This is a genomic window from Thalassolituus sp. UBA2590, from assembly GCF_002339775.1.
Classification (GTDB): Bacteria; Pseudomonadota; Gammaproteobacteria; order Pseudomonadales; family Oceanobacteraceae; genus Thalassolituus.
Genome location: NZ_DDKU01000023.1, coordinates 1 through 16,426 on the forward strand (window position 1 = coordinate 1; position 16,426 = coordinate 16,426).

At 50.9% G+C, this 16,426-nt stretch carries 14 protein-coding genes and 1 pseudogene; 14 read left to right on the forward strand and 1 reads right to left on the reverse strand.

The genetic code is table 11. The features are described from left to right. The 11 genes and pseudogenes from B2067_RS02175 to urtE form a co-directional block, all read left to right on the forward strand. Nucleotides 1–622 (forward strand): annotated as a pseudogene (locus tag B2067_RS02175) (hypothetical protein); the annotation flags it as partial. Between the two features lie 3 nt (nt 623–625). After that, entirely contained in the window at nt 626–2,401 is a 1,776-nt protein-coding gene (locus tag B2067_RS02180; RefSeq protein ID WP_301387312.1) for a GspE/PulE family protein, read from the forward strand. Nucleotides 2,402–2,498: 97 nt separating this feature from the next. Further along, complete coding sequence (locus tag B2067_RS02185) at nt 2,499–2,990, forward strand: hypothetical protein (RefSeq protein WP_068442768.1); 492 nt, start codon at nt 2,499–2,501, stop codon at nt 2,988–2,990. A gap of 31 nt (nt 2,991–3,021) precedes the next feature. Next, the gene (locus tag B2067_RS02190; RefSeq protein ID WP_297531523.1) at nt 3,022–3,582 is read left to right on the forward strand and encodes a GNAT family N-acetyltransferase; all 561 of its coding nucleotides are present in this window, start codon (nt 3,022–3,024) and stop codon (nt 3,580–3,582) included. Between the two features lie 237 nt (nt 3,583–3,819). After that, entirely contained in the window at nt 3,820–5,655 is a 1,836-nt protein-coding gene (gene atzF, locus B2067_RS02195) for an allophanate hydrolase (protein WP_301387313.1), read from the forward strand. A gap of 9 nt (nt 5,656–5,664) precedes the next feature. Then, nucleotides 5,665–6,345 (forward strand): GntR family transcriptional regulator, encoded by a 681-nt coding sequence (locus tag B2067_RS02200; protein ID WP_301387314.1) that lies wholly within the window; start codon nt 5,665–5,667, stop codon nt 6,343–6,345. 268 nt (nt 6,346–6,613) lie between these two features. Next, on the forward strand, nt 6,614–7,900 hold the full coding sequence (urtA, locus tag B2067_RS02205) for an urea ABC transporter substrate-binding protein (RefSeq protein ID WP_414716229.1): 1,287 nt from the start codon (nt 6,614–6,616) through the stop codon (nt 7,898–7,900). Between the two features lie 192 nt (nt 7,901–8,092). Continuing rightward, nucleotides 8,093–9,634 (forward strand): urea ABC transporter permease subunit UrtB, encoded by a 1,542-nt coding sequence (gene urtB / locus B2067_RS02210; protein ID WP_301387315.1) that lies wholly within the window; start codon nt 8,093–8,095, stop codon nt 9,632–9,634. 76 nt (nt 9,635–9,710) lie between these two features. Beyond that, nucleotides 9,711–10,817 carry an urea ABC transporter permease subunit UrtC gene (gene urtC / locus B2067_RS02215; RefSeq protein WP_414716520.1) on the forward strand — a complete coding sequence of 369 codons (1,107 nt, stop codon included), beginning with the start codon at nt 9,711–9,713 and terminating at the stop codon, nt 10,815–10,817. Then, nucleotides 10,814–11,581 carry an urea ABC transporter ATP-binding protein UrtD gene (gene urtD, locus B2067_RS02220; protein WP_301387317.1) on the forward strand — a complete coding sequence of 256 codons (768 nt, stop codon included), beginning with the start codon at nt 10,814–10,816 and terminating at the stop codon, nt 11,579–11,581. Before urtC ends, urtD begins: the two co-directional genes overlap by 4 nt. A 1-nt stretch (nt 11,582) precedes the next feature. Next, a complete protein-coding gene (urtE, locus tag B2067_RS02225) occupies nt 11,583–12,281 on the forward strand; it encodes an urea ABC transporter ATP-binding subunit UrtE (protein WP_068441783.1) in 699 nt (232 codons plus the stop codon). A 791-nt stretch (nt 12,282–13,072) separates the two neighbouring features. Here the strand turns inward: urtE and B2067_RS02230 are convergent. Further along, nucleotides 13,073–13,303, reverse strand: a complete 231-nt coding sequence (locus B2067_RS02230) for an accessory factor UbiK family protein (RefSeq protein ID WP_068442784.1) — start codon at nt 13,301–13,303, stop codon at nt 13,073–13,075. A gap of 320 nt (nt 13,304–13,623) precedes the next feature. On the opposite strand from B2067_RS02230, the gene B2067_RS02235 reads away from it, so the two are divergent. The 3 genes from B2067_RS02235 to B2067_RS02245 all read left to right on the forward strand — a co-directional run bounded on the left by B2067_RS02235 (nt 13,624) and on the right by B2067_RS02245 (nt 16,082). Next, on the forward strand, nt 13,624–14,349 hold the full coding sequence (locus B2067_RS02235) for a TorF family putative porin (RefSeq protein WP_301387318.1): 726 nt from the start codon (nt 13,624–13,626) through the stop codon (nt 14,347–14,349). 71 nt (nt 14,350–14,420) lie between these two features. Then, nucleotides 14,421–14,759 carry a P-II family nitrogen regulator gene (gene glnK, locus B2067_RS02240; RefSeq protein ID WP_068442786.1) on the forward strand — a complete coding sequence of 113 codons (339 nt, stop codon included), beginning with the start codon at nt 14,421–14,423 and terminating at the stop codon, nt 14,757–14,759. Between the two features lie 45 nt (nt 14,760–14,804). Further along, nucleotides 14,805–16,082 (forward strand): ammonium transporter, encoded by a 1,278-nt coding sequence (locus B2067_RS02245; RefSeq protein WP_297531538.1) that lies wholly within the window; start codon nt 14,805–14,807, stop codon nt 16,080–16,082. Nucleotides 16,083–16,426 lie beyond the last annotated feature (344 nt).

A 16,426-nucleotide genomic window follows, 5' to 3' on the forward strand; every position in this document is an offset into this window, starting at 1 on the left:
TGCGGATGGCTCGGAGATTGAAGTGGTAATCGATCAGGGCAGTATTCTTGCCAACGGTCAGTCGGAACCTCTGTGTGAGTTGGAGCTTGAGTTGGTTTCAGGTGATGCCGCTGCAATGTGGCCGTTATCAGAAGCGCTGCATGACGTGGCGCCCATGTGGTTGAGTGATATTTCCAAAGCCGAGCGTGGCTACCGCCTGGCTGGAGTCGGGTCTGCATCGTTTCACGGCGCAACAATTGATGCAGAGGGCGCCGGTTTGCCTGAGCAGGCGTTTGATCTGCAGCGGGCGCTTGAGTATTACCTTTGGAGTGATGGCGACTTAGAGGCCATCTGGCAGTCAGGCTACCCCATTGCGCGGCTTATGAGCAAAGAGAGTGTACTTTGGCAATTGCTCGACAAGAGTCTCTCTATGAAGTCAGAGCATCTGCTGAAGGATAAAGCAGCAGCGAAGGCATTAACGTGTGCGGTTCAGCAAGTGGCTGGAATGTGCACTGAGTCGCAGCCAGGCCGAGAAAGTATCCGTGATCGCTGGGACGAGGCTCGCAGCCAGGTAGGTGATGTGATTGAATGCAGTGAGACATCTTCGTTATCAGCTTCTTTGAAACAGTTACTAAAGGATTAATGCATGCAGGCGACGCCAGACCGGGTACTCAATCTGTCGACACTGGTGAGTGATCTACACCGCGATGGCCTGCTCACCGAAGATGATCACCAATTGGCCCTGACGATTCGCAGAGGGGCGGATGACGCTACTCTGCATCCTCTGACCCTGATCGCCCGCCAGCGTTACAAAGACGCCCGCGTAGACGGCAAAGTGCTGAGCGAGCATGCATTGATTGAATGGTTGGGTGAGCGTGAGTCGATGGATGTGATCAATATTGATCCGCTTGAGATTAACGTATCAGCAGTGACTGAGGTGATGTCATACGCCTTTTCAGAGCGGCACAAAATCCTCGCGGTGAAAGTCAGTACCGACGAGGTGGTGGTGGCCTGTACCGATCCGGATTCATCAAGCTGGGTCGGTGACCTGGAACACGTGACCCGTCGCAATGTGAAACGGGTGTTAGCTTCGCCATCTGATATCAGTCGTTATCGTGTTGAGTTTTATCAGTTAGCAAATTCGGTCTCTAAGGCGCGCAAAGATCATTCTGGTATCAGCTCGGTGCAGAACCTGGAGTCGATGCTGGAGCTGGGCAAAGCGAAAGCGCCTGACGCCAACGATGAACATATCGTCAATATCGTGGACTGGTTACTGCAGTATGCCTTTGACCAGCGCGCCAGTGATATTCACCTTGAACCGCGTCGCGAGACAACGCACGTGCGTTTCCGTATTGATGGTGTTCTTCATAATGTCTACGAGTTACCAGCCGCAGTAGGTATGGCCGTGATTGCGCGGGTTAAGTCACTGGGGCGTATGAATATTGCTGAGAAGCGTAAGCCTCAGGACAGCCGCCTGAAGACTAAAACGCCCGAGGGTGATGAAGTCGAGCTGCGTCTGTCGACCTTGCCCACTGCTTTCGGCGAAAAAATGGTGATGCGTGTCTTTGACCCACAGGTGCTGATGCGCAGTTTCTCTGAAATGGGTTTCTCGCGTGAAGATCGCCGTCGCTGGTCTGAAATGACGGACAATAATCACGGCATCATCTTCGTTACCGGGCCGACGGGCTCGGGTAAAACGACCACCTTGTATTCGACACTGCGCCAGCTGGCGACCAGTGAAGTGAATGTATCGACCATCGAAGACCCGATTGAAATGGTGGAGCCTGCGTTCAACCAGATGCAGGTCAACCCAGCAATTGACCTGACCTTTGCGTCAGGGGTTCGCGCTCTGCTGCGTCAGGACCCGGACATTATTATGGTGGGTGAGGTGCGCGATCTTGAAACGGCTGAGATCGCCGTCCAGGCTGCACTTACCGGTCACTTGGTACTGTCGACACTTCACACTAATGATGCGCCCTCGGCTTTTACCCGCTTACAGGAACTGGGGTTGCCCGCGTATCTCATTCGCTCCAGTGTGATCGGCGTAATGGCCCAGCGTCTGGTGCGAACCTTGTGCCCGCACTGCAAAGAGAAGCAGCCTGTCGATGAAAAGGTCTGGAAACAGCTGACCGCCCCATGGCTGATGAAAACGCCAGAACACATCTATACGGCAAAAGGATGTCTGGAATGTCGTGGGACAGGTTACCTCGGGCGAATGGGGATATACGAAGTGATGCCTCTTTCAGAGTCTCTCGAGCCCCATATTAACGAATCAACGGATTACCAGAAGCTGCGTCAGGCTGCGATGAAGGAAGGGATGCATAGCCTGCGCCTGAGTGGTGCTCATAAAGTTGCAGCAGGCATGACAACGATTGCAGAAGTCATGAGGGTCGCACCAGCGAGCAGAGCGCTGTCTCAGTAGGTGAGAGCAGTAAAGGCAGTAAACAAGTCACATTGAATAATCCGGCTTGAGCGTCCAGAATGCTGGCTATTAATTAACGAGAATATGGCAATTATTTGTGAGTAGTTCCCTTCCACCCATCATAGACGTTGAAGCCTCTGGATTTGGCCGGGGGAGTTTCCCCATCGAAATCGGCTTTGCTCTCGAAGACCGGGAAGTGCACAGCTATCTCATCAAGCCTGTCAGCCACTGGACGCACTGGTCAGAAGAGGCCGAAGCGATCCACGGCATCAGCCGCGACAAACTTGAGCAGGAAGGTCTGAGCATTCGTGATGTCGCCCTGCTGCTCAATGAGCACCTGTTCAATAAAACTCTCTACTCTGATGCATGGAGCTTTGACAGCTCATGGATTGGCCGCCTGTTCGAAGAAGCTGAGCTGGTCCAACGCTTTCGCATCGAAACCATCAACAAGCTACTGACCATGGAAGAAATGGAGCGCTGGGCAGACACTAAAAGCACACTCTGGAATGAGTTAGATGTCGACCGGCACCGTGCTGCCAATGATGTGAAAGTCCTTCAGGAAACCTTCAAGCGGGTAACGGGCAACTAAGGTGGGCCTGAGAGTCGAGTGCCTTTACGGCGTGGAAATAAGCCCGGTTCTTGAGGAACTTGCCGACCTGCGGATTCGGATATTCCGCGATTTTCCATACCTCTACGACGGCTCGGAAGATTACGAGCGTGCTTACCTCGCCACCTACACCAAGTGCCCTGACAGTATTGTGGTGCTTTGCTGGGAAGGCGACCATCTGGTTGGAGCATCGACCGGTCTACCCTTAGCGGCGGAAGTCGATGAGTTCAGAGCTCCGTTCCTGAAAGCGGGAATCAATGACAAGGCGTTATTCTACTGTGCTGAGTCTGTACTCCTGCCTGAGTATCGGGGTAAGGGAGTGTATCGACAGTTTTTTGATGCTCGGGAGAAGCATGCACGTGCCCTTGGGTTATCCGCCTGTGTCTTTTGCTCCGTGGTACGGCCCGATGATCATCCTTTACGCCCAGAGAACTACCAGTCACTTGATCCGATCTGGAAGCATATGGGCTATCAGCCTATGGCGGGTATTCGCACGTCTTTTGCCTGGAAAGACGTCGATGCATCGGGCGAGTCGACCAAACCTATGCAGTTCTATCTGAAAAACCTCTTCTGAAATCTGTGTTGCTCTTTAGTACGAGTTGGTGCAAATTGGTGCAATGCAGCTACATCGAGCTTTCTTCTAAAGCGCCATCCGTACTTTGTCTGACTTTCTGTTTGTGAGTTAGATGCTCTTATCTCGATAAACCCGTTAAAAATCATAATGTTATAGATTCCCCTGTCTTGCCTGACGAATCTGGCACAAGTGTCGCTACGAATCTTGTATACAAGTATGAATTCAATGGCGGTTGGCATGACAGAAGTAACGACAGGAATTGGCTGGAATCTGAACGATTGGGCCCGGGCATATAGGAATGGCGCTGATGTAGGTGAGCTTTTACTGGCCACCCGGAAAGCGATTGCTGCAGACGAGCTGGATACGAATGGATTGCCCCGCAATGGTAGCGCCTGGATTGCGCTAGCCAGCGAGGAACAGCTTACTAAACAAATAAGTTACCTCGAAAACCTGAAAGCTGCAGCGGACGATGAGGGCAGAAACCTTCCCCTTTTCGGTGTGCCGTTTGCCGTGAAAGATAATATTGATGCTGCGGACTTTCTCACCACGGCGGCGTGCCCTGAATATGCCTACGAGCCGGATGATGATGCTTTTGTTGTTCAGCTTCTGCGTAAGGCAGGTGCCATCGTTATGGGGAAAACCAATCTCGATCAGTTCGCAACCGGACTGGTTGGTACTCGCTCGCCATACGGTGCAGTGAACAACGTGTTTAATCCTGAGTATATTTCTGGCGGCTCAAGTTCTGGTTCTGCGACTGCGGTTGCAAAGGGCCAGGTGGCCTTTTCGCTCGGTACCGATACCGCTGGCTCTGGCCGGGTGCCTGCGGGCTTTAATCATATCGTCGGTTTAAAGGCAACTGTAGGCGCTATCAGTGCTTCGGGCGTTGTTCCAGCATGCCGAAGTCTTGATTGCGTTTCTGTCTTTGCGCTCAATAGCCGCGATGCCGAGCGCATTTATGAAATTGCTGCGCAATTCGATCCAGCAGATGGCTACGCCCGCTCACGTACTATGGTGCGTAATGAACGTATCCAGACATTGGGTATTCCTGCAGATGCACCATGGTTTGGAGATGACATACAAAAAGCGGCGTATGAAAAAGCCTGTGAGCAGGCTGTTGATGCAGGCTTCGAGTTAAAAACAATCGACTTTACGCCCTTGTTTGAGCTGGCCAGCCTTTTATATCAGGGCCCATGGGTGGCCGAACGCTATGCGGCTGTCGGCGAGTTTCTGAAACAGGATTTACCGGGTATTAATCCGGTCGTAAAAAACATCATTGCTGGTGGCGTTGACGGTACTGCTGTCGATGCATTTAAAGCAGAGTATCGTCGCAAAGATCTGGTGCGCCAGATTCAGAGTATCTTCAAAACCGTGGATGCGTTGTTCGTGCCTACCGCTCCTCGCTTTCCTACGATGGCTGACGTTGATGCCGCCCCGGTTGAGGTCAACAGCCAGTTAGGCACTTACACAAACTTCGTCAATCTGGCCGACTTATGTGCCCTGTCGTTGCCTGCGCATATGCGTAGCGACGGTTTACCGTTTGGGATAACTGTTATTGCACCAGCATGGCACGAGCTGGCTCTGACCAACTTTGCTGGCCAGTGGCAGTCACACGTTCGATTAGCTGAAGCGCCAGTGATGCTGGGTAAGAAAGACGATGCGTCAGTCGTCGTTGCCGTGGTGGGTGCCCACTTGACCGGGATGCCTCTGAACCGTCAGCTGACCAGTCGTCATGCGACCTTGTTGGAACAGACACTCACCGCCAACAAGTATCAGCTCTACGCTCTCGCAAATACAGTGCCTCCGAAGCCAGGTCTGGTGCGACTTAACGAAGAAGATCTGAAAATCGAAAAGGTTACAGGGAATCAATTAATCGTCGAGCTGTGGCGTTTAGATCAGGCGGCCTTTGGTTCTTTCGTAGAAGAAATTCCGCAGCCACTCGGTATTGGAACTCTTGAGCTGGAAGACGGCCGTCTGGTGAAAGGCTTTATCTGCGAACCAGAGGCGGTGGCGAGCGCAACGGATATCAGTCATTTCGGCGGATGGCGGGCCTATATCTCATCACTGAACTCATAAGGTCATCCTGTGAACCTTGCCGAGAAAGTATATCGACAGCTGAAAGAAGATATCTTTGATTTCAGAATGCTACCGGGAGATCGCTTTAGTGAAAGTGAAGTGGCTGCGCGTATGCAGGCCTCCAGAACACCCGTTAGAGAGGCCCTGTATCGCCTGGAGCGTGATGGGTATGTGCAGGTGTACTTCCGCAATGGCTGGCAGGTCCGGCCTTTTGATTTCCGGTATTTCGAAGAGCTCTACGATGTCCGCATTCTGCTGGAGTGTGAAGTGGTTCGCCGTCTGTGTATGGAACCAGACAGGGCCGAGCGTTTAGCGGGGTTGGTTACTATCTGGTGTTGTAAGCCCTCACAGAGGCAGGTCGACCCTGTTGATGTAGCGTTTCTGGATGAGGAATTTCACTTCGGACTATTGGAGTGTGGCCAGAACAAGCAAATGGAAGCCATTCATAAAGGCGTATGTGAGCGTCTGAGGATCGTAAGGCGCCTCGACTTTTATGAGCCTAGGCGTATACAGGCAACATACGATGAGCACAGTAGTATTCTCAGTGCGATTCTTTCGGCAGACAGCTCTCGTGCAACGCGAGATCTTACTAAACACATCGAGGTCAGTCGCAATACTGTTCGCGAAATAACAGTTCACAGAATTCAGGAAGCGCGACAACGATACTCCACCGACTTATCAAGGAAATAGATACGCACGCTTTCAAGGCAAAAAAAACAACTCGCTGAGCACTATTGGTGCGAATTATCTCCTCAAGACCGGAAATGCTCCTCTGGGGGGCACTCTTTGCCAGAAATTGCCGAAAAATAAGGCATGAAAACTGGTACGGCGATTGCTCTAACTAGATCGGTTTTATAGTTGCCCGCTCTTACACACCCCCAAGAGAAGAGTCGAGGCCGGACATAATCCTGACCATAAAAAGGAAATAATTATGAAAAAAGTAAGTCTCAAAACTCTGATGAAAGCGTCACAGATTGTTGGTATGACAGCGATGGCTGCAGGCGTAAGCATTGCGAATGCAGCAGATGACACCATTAAAGTCGGTGTCCTGCACTCTCTGTCGGGTACTATGGCAATTTCAGAAACTACTCTGAAAGACACTGTTCTTATGATGATCGAAGAACAGAATAAGAAGGGCGGCCTGCTAGGTAAAAAGCTTGAGCCAGTGGTTGTCGACCCAGCATCTAACTGGCCTCTGTTTGCAGAAAAAACCCGTGAACTTCTGGAAAAAGAAGACGTTGATGTGATCTTCGGTTGCTGGACTTCAGTATCCCGTAAATCGGTTCTGCCAGTTGTGGAAGAGCTGAATGGTCTGCTGTTCTACCCGGTTCAGTATGAAGGTGAAGAATCTTCTTACAACGTATTCTATACCGGTGCTGCGCCAAACCAGCAGGCGATTCCTGCGGTTGATTACCTGATCAACGATCTCGGCGTTGAGCGTTTTGTACTTGCAGGTACTGACTATGTATACCCTCGTACGACTAACAAGATTCTTGAGTCTTACCTGAAGTCTAAAGGTGTTGCTGAAAAAGACATTATGGTGAACTACACGCCGTTTGGTCACAGCGACTGGCAGACTATCGTATCGGATATTAAGAAATTCGGTGCCGCTGGTAAGAAAACGGCCGTTGTTTCTACCATTAACGGTGACGCGAACGTTCCTTTCTACAAAGAACTGGCTAACCAGGGCGTAGCGTCTGAAGAAATTCCAGTTGTTGCCTTCTCAGTAGGTGAAGAAGAGCTGTCAGGTTTTGATACTGAGCCACTGGTTGGTCACCTGGCTGCATGGAACTACTTCCAGAGTGCAGAAAGCGAAGCTAACGATGAGTTTATCGCAGCATGGCATAACTACATCGGCGATGAAGACCGTGTAACTAACGACCCAATGGAAGCGACTTACATCGGTTTCAGCATGTGGGCAGAAGCGGTTGAAAAAGCAGGCTCTGCAGAAGTGGATAAAGTACGCTCTGCGATGTACGGCATCGAAGTACCTAACCTGACTGGCGGTACGGCCGTAATGAACGAAAACCATCACCTGTCTAAGCCGGTACTGATTGGCGAGATTCAGGAAGATGGCCAGTTCGAAATCGTTTGGGCTACTGACGAAGAAGTGAAAGGTGATGCATGGACGGATTATCTGCCAGAAAGTGCAAACCTGATCTCAGACTGGACTGCACCGATTAACTGCGGAAACTACAACACCTCAACGAAAACCTGTGGTGGTTCGGCGGTTGCAGGCGAGTAATTCGCTGGCAGCGGAATAGAGTGCGGTAAAACGCGCTCTATCGCAGTTCGTAACAAGGACAGGCAGGGAAATTCTTTCCTGCTTCTCTCAAAATTCCCGGTGATAATTATGTTTTCTGTATTGATACGGACGGCCGTGCTGTTCGCATTTGTTTTGTATACTGTGGTGGTGGCAGGGGCTGAAGCATCACCTATGAAGCCCAACACAGCGTTACACGCCGTTGCTCAAGAATTAATTGATGCAGGGTATCGAGAAAAGCAGGCAGTGACCGAACGCCTGACAACCATCGATGACCCTAAAACGCTTCTCTTTATGCAGGTTATGGTCGAAGGCGACCTGTATTACCGTAAAGACGATCGGGTCGTCGTTATTAATGACGATGATTCGGTGACGACATTTTTCAGTGGTGAAGAGGTCACTCTGGAAAGTAAACGCGATATCAAAAAAATCAGCGTAAATAATAAGCTACGTGTGTTGCTGAGAAACGGCATCGCACGCTTGCAGATTTTCTCAGATGATCCGGACATGCGCTTGCAGGCAGCGGTCAACTTACTGAAGTCTGCGGAAGATCTTGATCAGGCGACGCTTGATGAAGCGTTAGATAACGAAGAAAAAACAGACGTTCGTGACGTTCTTCTTCTGGTGAAGGGCATACGCCTGCTGGAAGCAGAGACCGAAAAAGAACGCATCGCAGGCGTGAAGCTTCTTTCAGGGTCACTTTACCCGGATGTTCGCGGTGCGTTGGCCAACTATCGCCGTGCTGCTGAAGCAGATTCCAGAACCGAGGAAATTCAGGCGGCAGACGAAGCACTCAAGAAAATCGAAAGCCTGCTGTCACTGAACAGCGTTGCTGAAAATCTCTATTTTGGCCTGGCTCTCGGTGCTGTGCTGCTCCTTGCGGCCATTGGTCTGGCGATTACATTTGGTGTGATGGGCGTGATCAATATGGCTCATGGCGAAATGATCATGCTGGGCGCCTACACAACCTACGTTGTTCAACAGTTGATGCCAGACCATATTGGCATGTCACTGGCCGTTGCTGTGCCTGCAGCATTTCTGGTGAGCGGTCTGGTGGGCGTCGCTATTGAGCGTGGTGTTATCCGCCATCTCTATGGCCGCCCATTGGAAACTCTGCTCGCCACCTTCGGTATCAGTCTGGTGCTGCAGCAGGCGGTACGCTCAATCTTCAGCCCGTTAAACCGTGAAGTAGCTACGCCCGACTGGATGGCGGGTACTTTCATGATTAATCCGGCGCTCGAGCTGACCTTTAACCGTTTATATATCATTATTTTCAGTCTCCTGGTGCTCGCGTTGTTGGCATTAATACTTAAGCGAACCCTGTTCGGATTGCAGATGCGTGCAGTAACCATGAATCGTCCGATGGCGAGCTCTATGGGGATTCGCACTGGCTGGGTTGATGCACTGACGTTTGGCCTGGGCTCAGGTATCGCCGGTATTGCAGGTGTTGCCCTGTCACAGTTGACTAACGTTGGGCCAAACATGGGTCAGGCGTACATTATCGACTCATTTATGGTTGTCGTGTTCGGCGGTGTGGGTAACCTTTGGGGCACTTTGGTGGGCGCTATGTCTTTGGGTGTTGTTAATAAATTGCTTGAGCCATGGGCCGGAGCCGTTGTCGCAAAAATTCTTGTACTGATATTTATTATTCTGTTTATCCAGAAGCGTCCTCGTGGGTTGTTTGCCCTCAAGGGTCGCGCTGCGGATATGGGTTAAGGAGCGCATGATGAAACAGGAAATTAAAGGCGGCCCTTTAACCCGACTGATTATGAACGATGTTGCCGGGCGTCGGATGATGATGATCATTCTGGCGATCGCCATCATCGTGCCTTTCTGCAACTTATTCTTCCCAGAGGGCTCAGCGCTGCACGTATCTACCTACACAATGACTTTGTTAGGTAAATATCTTTGTTACGCACTGCTCGCGGTATCCGTTGATTTGATCTGGGGGTACTGCGGAATCCTGAGTCTGGGCCACGGGGCATTTTTTGCGCTTGGCGGTTACGCTATGGGCATGTATCTGATGCGCCAGATTGGCGACCGTGGTGTCTATGCTAATCCTGATCTGCCAGATTTTATGGTGTTCCTGAACTGGACAGAGCTGCCGTGGTATTGGTTTGGCTTTGATCAGTTCTGGTTTGCTATGGTCATGGTTCTCGCCGTACCGGGTATTCTGGCGTTCGTCTTTGGTGCACTGGCATTCCGTTCGCGGGTTACCGGGGTCTACCTTTCTATTATCACCCAGGCGCTGACGTATGCATTGATGCTGGCGTTCTTCCGTAACGATATGGGCTTCGGTGGTAATAACGGCCTGACTGACTTTAAGGATATCTTAGGCTTTGATCTACAGGCCGACTCGACGCGTGCCGCGCTCTTCTTTGCCTCAGGCATTGCTTTGATTCTCGGTTATTTAATCAGTCGCTTTATCGTGACCTCTAAGCTCGGACGAGTGCTGGTCGCCATCAGAGACAGTGAATCACGAGCGCGGTTCTTAGGTTATCGCGTCGAGTGGTACAAGCTGTTTGTCTTTGTTGTTTCCGCCATGCTGGCTGGTGTTGCTGGTGCCTTATATGTTCCGCAGGTTGGTATTATTAACCCCGGCGAATTTGCTCCCATTAACTCAATCGAGATGATCATCTGGGTTGCTGTTGGCGGTCGCGGAACCTTGTTCGGTGCCGTCATCGGAGCCGTACTGGTGAACTACGCCAAGACCTATTTCACCGGCGCTTTTGCAGAACTATGGTTGTTTATGCTGGGTGGCCTGTTTGTACTGACTACTCTTTATCTGCCGAAAGGTGTCGTTGGTTTGTGGGCGCAGATCAAAGATAAGTTTTTCTCTTCGGGCGGGGGCGGCCAGGCAGGTAAACCTGCTACAGATAACGCGGAGGGCAAAGTATGAGCCTCGCAAAAACCAAGCACATAGATCAACCTACTGTTCTCTATATGGATGGTGTTAGCGTCAGTTTTGATGGCTTTAAAGCACTGAACTCTCTTTCGTTATTTATTGAGCCGGGCGAAATGCGGGCGATTATCGGCCCGAACGGGGCCGGTAAGACCACCATGATGGATGTCATCACAGGTAAAACACGACCGGACGAAGGGACGATTCTGTTTAATGATGAGCTCGACCTGACGCGTTACGACGAAGCGCAGGTAGCGAATATGGGCGTTGGTCGTAAGTTTCAGAAACCAAGCGTGATTGAGAGCCTGACAGTATTCGAAAACCTCGAAATGTCGTTAAAAGGTGGTCGCTCAGTCTGGCAGGCGCTGACCCATAAACTGACGGGCGCAAAGCAGGATAAAATCGACGAAATTCTATCCATGATTGACCTGAAAGATCGCCTCTATGAGGACGCGGGTAGCTTGTCGCATGGCCAGAAACAGTGGCTTGAAATCGGCATGCTATTAGGTCAGGAGCCTGAACTGCTCTTGATTGATGAACCTGCTGCCGGAATGACCGACGAAGAAACGATGAAAACGGCTGAGCTGTTTAAAGAGCTTTCAAAGAAACACTCTTTAATGGTGGTCGAGCACGACATGGACTTTATTGAAGCCCTGGATTGTCGTGTGACGGTACTGCACGAGGGCTCGGTACTCGCCGAAGGCAGTCTGGCGAATGTGAAGAATAACCAGCAGGTTATCGAAGTGTATCTGGGGCGCTGATATGTTGAATGTAACGGATTTAAATGTTTCTTACGGCGCCAGTCAGGCGCTTTACAACGTCAGCCTTAACGCAGACGTGGGCAAAGTGACCTGTGTTCTGGGACGTAATGGTGTTGGTAAAACCACTCTGATGAAATCACTGGCCGGGCACCTCGCACCGGGTTCCGGTGACATCTCCTGGGACGGTAAAAGTATCATGAAACTTGCACCCTACGACCGGGCTAAACAAGGTATCGCGTTTGTGCCACAGGGGCGGGATATTTTCCCGCAGCTGACGGTAGAAGAGAACTTGCAGACCGCGTTCTCAGCGGTGCCGCGCTCACAGCGGTTTATTGATCCTGAAGTGTTCTCACTCTTCCCAGTGCTGCAGCAGATGCTTAAGCGCCGGGGTGGCGACCTTTCTGGTGGCCAGCAACAGCAGCTAGCGATTGCACGCGCATTACTGCTGCGACCTAAAATGCTGATTCTTGATGAACCGACCGAAGGTATTCAGCCTTCCATCATTAAAGACATTGGTCGCGTCATCAAATTGCTGCGGGATCGTGGGGATATGGCCATTGTGCTTGTTGAGCAGTACCTCGACTTTGCTAAAGAACTCGCCGATGAATTTATTATTCTTGAGCGGGGGAGAGTGGTGAGTCAGGGGACGGGTGAAGAGCTTGAACACTCCGAGGAAGCGAAGGAGCTTCTGGCTATTTAACAGTAGCCGCTAGTTTATGTGGCCGCCGATTCTGTAGCCGCTAGCGCGGTCTGACTTTTTTGGCTGTCGCCAGGGTTTTATTGCCCTGTTTGGGGATTGCATCCCCGGGCGGGCAGCCCCTCCCCTGCTTCGCGCTTTCTGGGCCTTAGTTCTGATATTTACTGGCTTTTCCGGCAACCGGCTCCGGCGGGCATCCATGCCCGTATGGAGCCTCGTTCGGCATCCTGCCTCTCGTTGCCTTCAAAGCTGGCGTAAATTTCAGCGGCCCCAGAGGCGCAGAATTTTACCCTCAATATCGTATTTCAAAATCTGATTGGCCCTACCGTAAAAGTGTGTGGTGGATATTGCTCACCAGGCTGTGTTGCAGTTAAACCTATCTAATTAAGAAAGATACTTTCGCGGGCTGGTAATTGCGCCTCTGGGGCCGCCGAGCAGAATGATGAGAAGCCCGCATGGCCCCGGCATGGATGCCGGGCAAGGGGCTGGCAGCAGGGATGCTGCATTGGCCCGTTGCGAGGGTTCTCAAGTTCTGTGAAGGAAACGCGGCCCAGAAAGCGCGAAGCAGGGGAGGGGCTGCCCGCCCGGGGATGCAATCCCCAAACAGGGCAATAAAACCCTGGCGGCAGCCAAAAAAGCCAGCCCGCGCTAGCGGCAACTCAACTGGCCATCAGACCTTAGCGGCAGCTAAAGAAGTTACCCCGCGCCAGCGGCTACTACCACAGCGGCCCGCAGAATCAGCGGCCAAAAACAAAAAAGCGGCCATCAGGCCGCTTAATCAAAGCATCAGAAGATCACTCTGCTTCTAACTTAGCAACACGCTCTTCAAGCTCCGCCAGTCGTGCACTGGTACGACGCAGAACTTCTGCCTGCACGTCGAATTCTTCCCGGGTCACCAGGTTGGCGTTAGTGATCAGGCTCTGCAGTTGAGACTGAAGTGCCAGCTTCAGGTCAGATGACAGGCTGGCAAACGGGCTCTTTTCCAGCATTTCTTCGAGTCGGCTCTTAATCGCATCGGGTTTCATAATTTACCTCCGGAAGGGTTTTGGCGCAGTGTACCAGAAAGGGCAAAGGGGATAATTTCAAATGCTGCACCCAAACAGTGCAAACCGTCAGAAGGGTGTGCAATAAATGGGTGCTGGTTTTGGCTGCGTGCCCTCTTTTGGTTGCGTCAATGACTGTAAAAGTCCGCATACTTTTACTAAGTTATTGATTTAAAAGGGTATATCAAAAGTTGGCACACACCCTGCTATAACCGAGTGACAGAAAGATATCGGTGCGAATTGCCCATATCGACCAAATTGAAAGATCAACAGCTAAAAAAACCGTAATAGGAAAAAGAACGATGAAAAAACTGACTAAAGCAATCGCTCTCGCTGGTGTTATGACTACAGGTCTGACTGGTGCTCAACTGGCTCAAGCTGAAGTAGATGTATCTGCATCTGCAGCGGTTGCGAGCATGTACCTGTGGCGTGGTCTGGATCTGGGTAACGGTTCTCCAGCCGTTTCTGGTGACATCACTCTTTCTACTGGTGGTGCTTACGCTGGTATGTGGACTTCTAGCGGTGATAGCGCAGCTGGAAACGAATACGACCTGTATGTAGGTTACGGTGGTGAAATGGAAGGTTTCTCCTACGACGTATCTGTTTTGACTTACGTTTACCCAAGCGCTAACAACTTCACCTATGTAGATCCAAGTGATGAAGACGAAAACGGCGTTGCTGATGTTCTGGAGTCTGATCAAGACACTAGCGGTAACACTTTCGATCTGTCTGAGCTGATCGTATCTCTGGGTTACGAAGGCGCGTCTTTCTCTTACTACTATCCAGTATCAAGCAACCCAGACGATTACAGCTACCTGACTCTGGGTTATGGCATGGATGCGTACAGCGCGACTGTTGGTGTTTCTAACAGTGATGCAGATAGCGACAAGTACGTTCACCTTGATTTGAGCTATGCCTACACGGATAACCTGTCTTTCACTGCGAGTAAGGTAGTTGACGCTGAGTTAGATGAAACTGAAGACGATCTGAAGTTTGTTGTTTCTTACAGCCTGCCTATCGACCTGTAAAAAGCATACAATAGCCCGTGCCCCCGCACGGGCTATCTGTAACCTTATCTAAATTACGAAAGGGGTTTTCTATGAAACTCATTACTGCTGTTGTTAAGCCATTCAAGCTTGACGATGTTCGTGAATCACTGTCTGAGATCGGTGTTCAGGGCATCACAGTGACTGAAGTGAAAGGCTTTGGTCGTCAGAAAGGCCACACTGAACTGTACCGTGGCGCTGAATACGTGGTGGATTTTCTGCCAAAAGTAAAAATTGAAGTGGCGGTTGCTGAAGACCTGACTGAAAAAGTCATCGAAGCAATCACTAAAGCAGCGAACACCGGCAAAATCGGCGACGGCAAGATCTTTGTCACCAGCCTTGAGCAGGTTATTCGTATCCGTACTGGCGAAACTGGCGCAGACGCGCTGTAAGACGTCCGACCACTACATAACAGAGCCTGATGCGGGGGGCTTATAATGGAATCGAATCTTAATCATATTTTTGAACTTCAGTTCGCCATGGACACCTTTTATTTCCTGGTGTGTGGCGCGCTGGTAATGTGGATGGCGGCAGGTTTCGCCATGCTGGAAGCGGGTCTGGTCCGCTCTAAAAATACCACTGAAATTCTGACCAAAAACGTCGCCCTGTTCGCGATCTCGTGCACCATGTACCTGATCTGCGGTTATGAACTGATGTATGGCGGCGGTTACTTCTTGTCTGGTGTGACTACTGTTGCTGGTATGGACGACGCTGCGATTGCAGGTGTTCTGGCGGCTTCTAACGAATCTGGTTTCGGTGACATGGGCGAATACGCTGGTGCATCTGACTTCTTCTTCCAGGTTGTTTTCGTAGCGACTGCAATGTCTATCGTTTCTGGTGCGGTTGCTGAACGTATGAAGCTGTGGGCGTTCCTGGCATTCGCTGTTGTAATGACTGGTTTCATCTATCCTATGGAAGGCTCATGGACCTGGAACGGTGACTCTGTATTCGGTCTGTACGAACTGAGCTACTCTGACTATGCAGGTTCAGGTATCGTTCACATGGCGGGTGCTGCTGCTGCTCTGGCTGGTGTTCTGCTGCTGGGCGCTCGTAAAGGCAAGTATGGCCCTAACGGTGAAGTACGCGCTATTCCTGGTGCTAACCTGCCACTGGCTACCCTGGGTATGTTCATCCTGTGGATGGGTTGGTTCGGCTTCAACGGTGGTTCTACTCTGAAACTGGGTGGTATCGCAGTTGCAAACGAAGTTGCTAACGTATTCCTGAACACTAACGCTGCTGCATCAGGCGGTCTGATTGCTGCCCTGATTACTGGTTACATCCTGTTCCGTAAGGCTGACCTGACTATGGCTCTGAACGGTGCTCTGGCTGGTCTGGTTGCGATCACTGCTGAGCCTGCTGATCCATCACCTTTCCTGGCAACTCTGATCGGTGCTGCGGGTGGTGTTCTGGTAGTTCTGTCTATCCTGACCCTCGACAAGCTGAAGATCGACGATCCAGTAGGTGCGATCTCTGTACACGGTGTTGTTGGTGTATGGGGTATCTTCGCAGTACTGCTGTCTGACGCTGATGCTACCTTCATGGGACAGCTGGTTGGTACTCTGACTATCTTCATCTGGGTATTCGTAACTTCTCTGATCGTTTGGGGCGTACTCAAGGCCATCATGGGTCTGCGCGTCAGCGAAGAGCAGGAATACGAAGGTGTTGATATTGCTGAGTGTGGTATGGAAGCGTACCCAGAGTTCACTTCTAAGTAAGTTGAACCTCAGCTGGCAAGGATGCCAAAACGAAGAACCGGCCAACTGGCCGGTTTTTTTATGTCTGTTATTTTTAGCACAGGGTTGATCAGCGAGTATTTAAAGGCGATCAATTAACGACAGAAGAATGCTTAAACGGAGCGGTTGGAATCAACCTGTAAACCACTGTGGGAGTGAATCAGCCGAAGGCTATTTAGCGAATACCGTAGCCGCAAAAACCATCGCCATTGGCCAGGCAAGCTGGCTGAATAGCTCCCACAAACGAACTCTGGATCTCAGGGAGCGAATCAATCTGAGTTCGCTCTCTGGCTAGTAAAAATGCCGAGTTTGGCTGATGAAAATAT

What these genes read in the sequence shown, in the direction of transcription:
- B2067_RS02180 (WP_301387312.1), top strand. Translation starts at nt 626, where the DNA reads ATGCAGGCGACGCCAGACCGGGTACTCAATCTGTCGACACTGGTGAGT.
- atzF (WP_301387313.1), top strand. Translation starts at nt 3,820, where the DNA reads ATGACAGAAGTAACGACAGGAATTGGCTGGAATCTGAACGATTGGGCC.
- urtA (WP_414716229.1), top strand. Translation starts at nt 6,614, where the DNA reads ATGAAAGCGTCACAGATTGTTGGTATGACAGCGATGGCTGCAGGCGTA.
- urtB (WP_301387315.1), top strand. Translation starts at nt 8,093, where the DNA reads ATGAAGCCCAACACAGCGTTACACGCCGTTGCTCAAGAATTAATTGAT.
- urtC (WP_414716520.1), top strand. Translation starts at nt 9,711, where the DNA reads ATGATGATGATCATTCTGGCGATCGCCATCATCGTGCCTTTCTGCAAC.
- urtD (WP_301387317.1), top strand. Translation starts at nt 10,814, where the DNA reads ATGAGCCTCGCAAAAACCAAGCACATAGATCAACCTACTGTTCTCTAT.
- urtE (WP_068441783.1), top strand. Translation starts at nt 11,583, where the DNA reads ATGTTGAATGTAACGGATTTAAATGTTTCTTACGGCGCCAGTCAGGCG.
- B2067_RS02230 (WP_068442784.1), bottom strand. Translation starts at nt 13,303, where the DNA reads ATGAAACCCGATGCGATTAAGAGCCGACTCGAAGAAATGCTGGAAAAG.
- B2067_RS02235 (WP_301387318.1), top strand. Translation starts at nt 13,624, where the DNA reads ATGAAAAAACTGACTAAAGCAATCGCTCTCGCTGGTGTTATGACTACA.
- glnK (WP_068442786.1), top strand. Translation starts at nt 14,421, where the DNA reads ATGAAACTCATTACTGCTGTTGTTAAGCCATTCAAGCTTGACGATGTT.
- B2067_RS02245 (WP_297531538.1), top strand. Translation starts at nt 14,805, where the DNA reads ATGGAATCGAATCTTAATCATATTTTTGAACTTCAGTTCGCCATGGAC.